This is a genomic window from Bilophila sp. (assembly GCF_057864385.1).
The window spans coordinates 303-8,234 of the sequence record NZ_DBMAFI010000105.1 but is presented as its reverse complement, the minus strand read 5'-3'; the positions used below and the strand labels follow the sequence as shown (position 1 = coordinate 8,234).

The 7,932-nt window shown below is 51.9% G+C and carries 7 protein-coding genes; all 7 read left to right on the top strand.

The genetic code is table 11. The features are described 5' to 3' along the window. Nucleotides 1-846: plasmid recombination protein (locus tag ACZM8Y_RS17270; RefSeq protein ID WP_489501932.1), on the top strand; the 846-nt coding region annotated here is incomplete at its 5' end. A 145-nt stretch (nt 847-991) separates the two neighbouring features. Then, a complete protein-coding gene (locus ACZM8Y_RS17265; RefSeq protein WP_483971980.1) occupies nt 992-1,381 on the top strand; it encodes a protein MobC in 390 nt (129 codons plus the stop codon). A gap of 208 nt (nt 1,382-1,589) precedes the next feature. Further along, nucleotides 1,590-4,907, top strand: a complete 3,318-nt coding sequence (gene hsdR / locus ACZM8Y_RS17260) for a type I restriction-modification system endonuclease (RefSeq protein WP_489501931.1) — start codon at nt 1,590-1,592, stop codon at nt 4,905-4,907. A gap of 334 nt (nt 4,908-5,241) precedes the next feature. Beyond that, nucleotides 5,242-6,321, top strand: a complete 1,080-nt coding sequence (locus ACZM8Y_RS17255) for an HsdM family class I SAM-dependent methyltransferase (protein ID WP_483971978.1) — start codon at nt 5,242-5,244, stop codon at nt 6,319-6,321. After that, complete coding sequence (locus tag ACZM8Y_RS17250; protein ID WP_489501930.1) at nt 6,321-6,905, top strand: restriction endonuclease subunit S domain-containing protein; 585 nt, start codon at nt 6,321-6,323, stop codon at nt 6,903-6,905. Before ACZM8Y_RS17255 ends, ACZM8Y_RS17250 begins: the two co-directional genes overlap by 1 nt. Next, a complete protein-coding gene (locus ACZM8Y_RS17245) occupies nt 6,800-7,672 on the top strand; it encodes a restriction endonuclease subunit S (RefSeq protein WP_486854785.1) in 873 nt (290 codons plus the stop codon). Before ACZM8Y_RS17250 ends, ACZM8Y_RS17245 begins: the two co-directional genes overlap by 106 nt. Nucleotides 7,673-7,696: 24 nt before the next feature. Continuing rightward, a partial coding sequence (locus tag ACZM8Y_RS17240; RefSeq protein WP_489501929.1) for a hypothetical protein occupies nt 7,697-7,932 on the top strand: 236 nt, incomplete at its 3' end.

The window sequence follows — 7,932 nt, the reverse complement described above, 5'->3', positions numbered from 1 at the left end:
GCGGAGAATGTCATTTCCGCAATGGTTCACATGGATGAAAAGACGCCGCACATGCACTTCCTTCATGTGCCGGTGACGCCGGACGGGAGGCTCAACGCCAACAAAATCTATACCCGTCAGAGTCTGCGGAAACTGCAATCCGGGCTTCCCGCTCATCTGCAAAGCCGTGGCTTCGTCATTGAACGCGGCGTGGAACAGACACCCGGTTCCGCGAAAAGACATCTGGATACCCGCGAGTTCAAGCAGCAACAGGAAGCATTGGAAAAATTGATTCAGGAATCCGAAGAGACTTCCCGAAATTCACGGCAGCTTATCAGCGCATTGGAACAGCGTGAGGAAGAGTTGAGAAAGAGCATTGAAGAGTATGAGCGGCAGGCTGAGGAAGCGGAAAAGGTACTTCGGGAGGAGACCGATCTACCGAAAGCCTCTTTTCTCAATTATCCATCCGTGCTGGAAAAAGCCTCTTCCTTCATTGAAGAACTGAAAAAGGCGCTTGCCGTCAAACACCTTGTCCAGACTGAGAAGGAAATTCTGCAACGGGAAGTGGATACCCTTCGCGGAAAACTAACGCGGCTTGAAGCGGGATACACGACCCACAGAAAACAAAGCCATGAGGAAAAAGAGGAGCTGGAGAAGCAGTTGAAGAAAATGAAGAGAATGATGGCAGGCTATCAGGAATTTCTGCGTCTGCCGGAAATCCGGCCGCTGCATATCGAGTTCGTGGAGCGCAAGCGCGCCGAACAGCTCCAACGTCAGCAGGAAGAGGAACGGCAGCGGCAGGAGCAGGAAGCGCGGGACAGGGAGCGTCGGCAGGCGCGCTCCGCCCGTGGCATGAGAATGAGGTAAGGCGTCGGAGGGAAATCTTCGCACAGACCGAAGATATAGCCCATTATACTTCACTCCGTGAAGTCGTGGGCAAGCGTGGCCGCTTGACCGCCAAAGGCAAAAGACAAATTTGGGGATACCCCATCAACCACAGGAGAAAAACACCATGCCCATTACCACAGAACAAATCAGGGAAATCAGACAGGAGTTTGCCAGGCTCAAGCCCGCCACAGTCACGCTGGACGGACACAGGCCCATGACCATCAGGGAGGCCATCTTCTCCCTTGCCCCGACACTGGAACGGATGAAGAAGCGCGGCTTCGATACACAGGAAATAGTGGAGCGTCTGGCCGAAAAAGGGATCGCCATCAAGCCTCCAACCCTCACCAAATACCTCAAGGAGTACAGACGGCAGAAGGAAGACAGGAAAGGCAGGAAGAAGGACACGCCCCCGCCCCCCCCTGCCACAGGCGTCTGTACTGCGGAAGGACACAGCTCTGAACCGGCAACCGTTCACCTACAGCAGCAGTTTCGTCAGGCCGGATACGCCCGATGATGAACTGTAAATAAATGGCAGAAGACAACGTATGGCATAGCCCTTCCACCCGTCTGCATCACCTTCAAATGCCCTGCCCTCACCGGACAGGGCATTATTGAAATGTTCATGAAGATGTTGGCGGGGCTGTTTTTTCTTCCTTTACATCCCCGTATACCTCTTATAAAATAGCTGTTCTTTCTGAAACCAGTTGCCGGACGAGGCTGGCATGGCATCGAACTTCGCTTTTCTGGAGGAATCCTTTCCTGAACTCGCACAGGTCGGTATTCTGGCGGAACGCTACTGGCGTTCCGATACCCATTCCTGCCTGCTCAAGCTCGGTCTGCTGTGCGAGGGCATGGTGAAGGTCATGGCGATCATGGATCGCGTCACCCTGCCTGAACGCTGTGACGCGGCAGAACGCCTGCATATTCTTCATCGGCGCGGATGTCTGCCCCAGAATGTGGCTGATGCCTTCCACCTGCTCCGCAAGGCCCGCAACAAGGCGGCCCACGAGGGCTACGCGCCCCCTGCCGAAAAGGCGCTGGCTCTGACAGAGATCACCTGCAGCCTCTGTGTCTGGTTCTATCAAACCTATGCGGATGAGCACTTCCGCCCGTCTCTGTTCTCGAAGCCGGAATGCGCCGAGACCTCCGCGCCCTCCACATCATCCTCATCTCAGACAGCCTCCGTGAACTCTGAATCCGCCGAAGCCTCCGAAAGCTCCGAATCTGAGGACAAGCGGATCATGGAGCAGGCGGCGACTCGTGCCGCCTCAACACCCGCCGTCAGCGAAGAGATCCGCCGCACCCGTGCTGAAAAGGCATCCTCTCTGCGCCAGATTTCGGAAGCCGAAACCCGTCTGCGTATCGACGAACAGCTGCGAAAGGTCGGCTGGGAGGCAGACACCGAAAATCTCCGTCACTCCAAGGGTGTACGTCCACGCTCTGGACACCATATGGCCATAGCTGAATGGCCCACACTTTTGCCGAATGGGCGGCGCGGTTTTGCCGACTATGCCCTTTTCATGGGCACATCGCTTGTGGGCATCATCGAGGCCAAGGCAGCCCATAAGGACATCCCCACCGTTCTTGACCAGCAGTGCAAGACCTACGCCCGGCACATCCACCCTGACAATGCGCCCTTCCTGCTTGGCGACTGGCGTGGCTATCGTGTGCCCTTCATCTTCGCCACCAATGGCAGGCCCTATCTCAAGCAGTGGGTGGAAAAGTCCGGCATCTGGTTTCAGGATTTGCGGAATACTGCCAATGCTCCGCAGGCTCTGCACGGCTGGCCCAGCCCCACCGGTCTGGAGGAACTGCTGCATCAGGATGTGCAAACGGCCTCCGAGCGCCTTGCGTCCATGCCCGAAGACCTGCTCACCGACCCCAATGGCCTTAACCTGCGCGACTATCAGCTGCGTGCCATCCGTGCGGCAGAACAGGCTCTTGCCAAGGGCGCACAGACTGCCTTGCTGGCTATGGCCACTGGCACTGGCAAAACCCGTACCGTGCTGGGCATGATGTACCGCTTTTTGAAAAGCGGGCGTTTCCGCCGTATCCTTTTTCTGGTGGATCGCAATGCCCTCGGCACACAAGCCATTGATGTTTTTAAGGATGTGCAGCTTGAGGAGCTTCTGCCTTTAGCCAAAATTTACAACATCAAAGAGCTGTCAGATAAATATATCGAAAAAGATACCCGTGTGCATGTTTCTACCGTGCAGGGCATGGCTCGCCGCATCCTTTACAGTGAAGACAGTGAGCCAATGCCCGCTGTTACTGACTATGACCTCATCATTGTGGACGAAGCTCACCGAGGCTACATACTCGATAAAGAGATGAGCGATGACGAGGCCCTGTACCGCGACCAGCGCGAGTACCAAAGCACTTATCGGGAAGTCATCGACTATTTTCAGGCAGTTAAAATCGGGCTGACGGCCACGCCCGCACTCCAGACCACGCAGATATTCGGCGCGCCGATTTTTCACTACAGCTATCGAGAAGCTGTCATTGATGATTATCTGGTGGACCATGACGCACCGCATCAGCTCACGACCAGCTTGAGTGAAGCGGGCATCCACTACAGACATGGGGATCAGATCGTCACCTATGACCCGCAGACTGGCGTAGTGAACAATGGCGAGCTGCTGGAAGACGAGCTTGATTTTGACGTAACTCAGTTCAACAAAAGTGTGGTCAATGAAAACTTCAACCGCGCTGTGTTGGAAGAGATAGCCAAGCACATCGACCCTGAGGACGCCGCCTCCTCCTCCGGCAAGACGCTCATCTATGCCGTCAATGACCAGCATGCTGATATGATCGTGCGTATCCTCAAGGAAATCTATGCCAGAGAGCTGGTGGATACGGACGCCATCATGAAGATTACGGGCAGTATAGGCGACCGCAAGGCCATTGATCAGGCCATCCGACGCTTCAAGAACGAAGCCTTCCCCAGCATTGCCGTTACGGTGGATCTGCTGACCACAGGCATCGACGTGCCTGAGATATGCCGCCTTGTCTTTCTGCGCTGCGTCAAGTCCCGCATCCTTTACGAGCAGATGCTGGGCCGCGCCACCCGTCTTTGCCCGACCATCCAGAAGTCACACTTTGAGATATATGACGCCGTGGGCCTGTACAAAACTCTTGAGCCGGTCAGCAGTATGAAGCCTGTGGCTGTCAATCCGTCCGCCACTTTTCCGCAGCTGCTGGAGGGACTGGAGGTGATGGAGGAGCCTGCCCAGATTCTGAACCAGATCAATCAGGTCATTGCCAAGCTCAATCGGCGCAAGCGCAGTATGACGGAGGAGATACTCCAGCAGTTTACCGACATGGCCGGAGACAGCCCCGACGATTTCATAGAGCGTCTTCAGGATATGCGCCCGCGCGAGGCCAAGGCTCTGCTGCTCTCCAAAAGCGGCCTGTTCGAGCTTATCCAGAATGAGGGCTATGTTGGCCGCAGGGGTATCGTCATTGATACCAAGGAGGATGTCCTTACCTCCCACACACGCGGCTACGGCAAGGGCAATCTGGCCCCGCAGGACTATCTGCAAGCCTTTGCCGCCTTTGTGCAGAACAACCGTAACGAAGTGGCGGCCCTCAATATCATCTGTACCCGTCCGGCAGACCTGACCCGCGAGACTCTCAAGAGTCTGCGCCTTGCCCTGGGGCGTGAAGGCTTTACCGTCCGGCAGCTCAATTCCGCTCTGAACAGCATGAGCAGCACGAAGATCGTTGCCGACATCATCAGTCTTATCCGGCGTTATGGCATCAATGCCCAGCTGCTGGGGCATGAGGAACGCATCCAGCGTGCCATTGAGCGGCTGAAAACAGCCCATAGCTTTTCCCGAACGGAAGAAAAGTGGATTGACCGGATGGCAAACTATCTGCGTAATGAGTCTGTGCTGTCCGTAGCGAGTTTTGATTCCCATCCTGCTTTTCGCGGCAAGGGCGGCTTTGCGGCTTTGGACAAGCTCTTTCATAACAATTTAGCGAGTATCGTGGCTGAACTGAATACCTACTTGTATGACGATGGGGGCCGTGCCGCATGACAACACAGGAAATTGTCGCCAAACTCTGGAATCTCTGTAATGTCCTGCGGGATGACGGGATAACCTACCATCAGTATGTGACTGAGCTGACCTATATCCTTTTCCTCAAAATGGCCAAAGAAACTGGCAAAGAAGACAGCATTCCCCCTGCCTTTCGCTGGGATCAGCTGACCCGCAGGAGCGGCATTGAGCTGAAGAGCTTTTATAAACGGCTCCTCACAGAGCTGGGTGAAAACAGCAAGGGCCGTATGCGCCAGATTTATCAGGGGGCTGTGTCCAATATTGATGAGCCAAAGAATCTGGAAAAGATCATTTCCAGCATCAATGACTTGGATTGGTATTCCGCTCAGGAAGAAGGGCTGGCAACCTGTATGAAGGTCTGCTGGAAAAGAACGCCAATGAAAAGAAGTCCGGCGCAGGGCAGTATTTTACGCCGCGTGTGCTTATTGATGTCATGGTACGGCTCATGCGCCCCCAGCCCGGTGAAAGCTGTAATGACCCGGCCTGCGGCACCTTTGGTTTTATGATAGCCGCAGATCGGTATGTACGGGCGCGGACCGATGATTATTTCAAGCTGTCCGAGGATGTGGCGACTTTTCAGAAATATGCGGCCTTCAGCGGCTGTGAACTGGTACACGATACCCATCGTCTGGCTCTGATGAATGCCATGCTGCACGGCATTGAAGGCAAGATAGCCTTGGGCGACACCCTTTCCACCTTGGGAAAGGACATGAGAGGCTATGACCTTGTGCTGACCAATCCGCCATTCGGCACCAAGAAGGGCGGGGAACGGGCTGCCCGTGATGACTTTGCCTTTGCCACCAGCAACAAGCAGCTCAATTTCTTGCAGCATATTTACCGCAGTTTGAAGCCCGGCGGACGGGCCGCTGTTGTCCTGCCGGACAACGTGCTGTTTGCCGATGGCGACGGCGAGCGCATCCGTGCCGAGCTTATGGACAAGTGCGACCTGCATACAGTGCTGCGCCTGCCCACGGGCATTTTTTACGCGCAGGGCGTCAAGACCAATGTCCTCTTTTTCCAGCGCGGTCTGAACGACAAAGGCAATACCCGCCAAGTCTGGTTTTATGACCTCCGTACCAACATGCCTTCCTTTGGCAAAACCAACCCTCTCCGGCAGGAGCATTTTGCGGCCTTTGAAACGGCCTATGATGCGCCGGACAGAAAGAGCATCGCTGACGAACGGTGGAGCGTCCTGAGCCGTGAGGACATCGCCGCCAAGGGCAACAGCCTTGACCTTGGCCTGATTCGTGATGCCTCTGTGCTGGATCATGGCGACCTGCCCGACCCCATCGAAAGTGCCGAAGAATGCATCGCCCAGCTTGAAGAAGCTGTTGATTTGCTTAAGGGCGTAGTACGCGAACTTCAGGTTCTGACCGGCAAGGAGGCCCGCTGATGGCCCGCCCCAGAAAGAACGCCGGACAAAGGCAGAAAAGCCTGCCCATCCCTGCGGAGATTCCCGTGGAGGAACAGCCGTATGCTCTGCCGCAGGGGTGGAAGTGGGTTTATTTGCGTACAGGGTATGAAATAACCTCAAGTAAAAGAATTCATAAATCAGACTGGAGAGAATCAGGTATTCCGTTTTACAGAACAAGGGAATTAGTTAAGCTTTCTAAATATGGTTATGTGGACAATGAACTTTTTATAGATAAAGCATTATATGAAAATATAAAACATTGTTATGGTGTGCCATCAAAAAATGATATTCTCATTAGTGGCGTTGAAACTATAGGTGTTCCATATGTTGTTAATGATAAAAATGAATTTTATTTCAAGGATGGTAATATTATATGGCTTAAAAATAAAAAAGTTTTTTTTCAAAATTTATATATTACTTGTTCAAAAGTGTATTTATTGACAACCAAATTCATGAAATGTCAGCAGGGACAACCGTTGATACTTATACGATTATCAATGCTAACAAAACAAAGGTTCCCCTCCCTCCCATTGACGTTCAGGAACGAATCGTTAGCCACATAGAATTTCTGTTCGCCAAGCTGGACACAGCCAAAGAAAAAGCAGAAGCCGCCCTAGAGAGCTTTGAAATCCGCAAGGCCGCCATTCTGCACAAGGCGTTTACCGGGGAATTGACGGCGAAATGGCGGGAGGAAAACGGTGTTTCGCGGGAGAGTTGGGAGAATGTTGTCGTGTCAGATATATGCTATGATGTAAAAGTTGGTATCGTCATTAAACCGTCGCAGTATTATACCGACGCCAATAGCGGAACTCCCGCATTCCGTTCTGCTAATGTAAGGGAAAACCGAGTCGATAATTTTGATTGGGTTTATTTGAATGACAGGGGTATGAAAGACAATAAACGTTGTATCGTACACGAGGGAGATGTCCTTGTGGTACGGTCTGGTAACCCCGGTACTGCTTGCATTGTTACAAAAGATTTTGATGGATATAACGCAATTGATATATTAATTGCAGTTCCAAATACTCAAAAAGTAACATCACATTATTTATGTTATTTTACAAATTCACCATTAGGGAAAAAATCTATTGCGGCAAATAAACGAGGGATGGCTCTTGCTCATTTCAATGTCAAAAGCTATTCTTCACTAACTTTACATTTACCATCTATTGTTGAACAAAAAGAAATCACCCGTATCATTGACGACATTCTTGAAAAGGAACAAAAAATCAAGGACTCCGCTGAAAACGTGCTTGAGCAAATCGACTTGATGAAAAAGGCTATATTGGCTAAGGCGTTTCGTGGGGAGTTAAAGCAGAACATTGATTAAATTTTTAACTACAGGATTTCTGAAATGAGCTACACAGTTAAATTGCCAAAAGGAACACAAGAATATGTTGAATACACAGTTGAAGATAATTCTATAATTATAATAGGTGCAAATGGCTCTGGAAAAAGTAGCATTGGTATTGCGATAGAAAAAAGAGCCCCACTGGAGGTACACCGTATTGGAGCTCAAAAAGCTCTCATTTTTGAAAAGTATATTCCACAAAAGAGTTATGAACAAGCAAGCAATTTGCTCATGTTTGG

Bases quoted from the DNA above. Each gene is read 5' to 3' on its own strand.
- ACZM8Y_RS17265 (WP_483971980.1), top strand. From the start codon at position 992: ATGCCCATTACCACAGAACAAATCAGGGAAATCAGACAGGAGTTTGCC.
- ACZM8Y_RS17250 (WP_489501930.1), top strand. From the start codon at position 6,321: ATGGCCCGCCCCAGAAAGAACGCCGGACAAAGGCAGAAAAGCCTGCCC.
- ACZM8Y_RS17245 (WP_486854785.1), top strand. From the start codon at position 6,800: ATGTCAGCAGGGACAACCGTTGATACTTATACGATTATCAATGCTAAC.
- hsdR (WP_489501931.1), top strand. From the start codon at position 1,590: ATGGCATCGAACTTCGCTTTTCTGGAGGAATCCTTTCCTGAACTCGCA.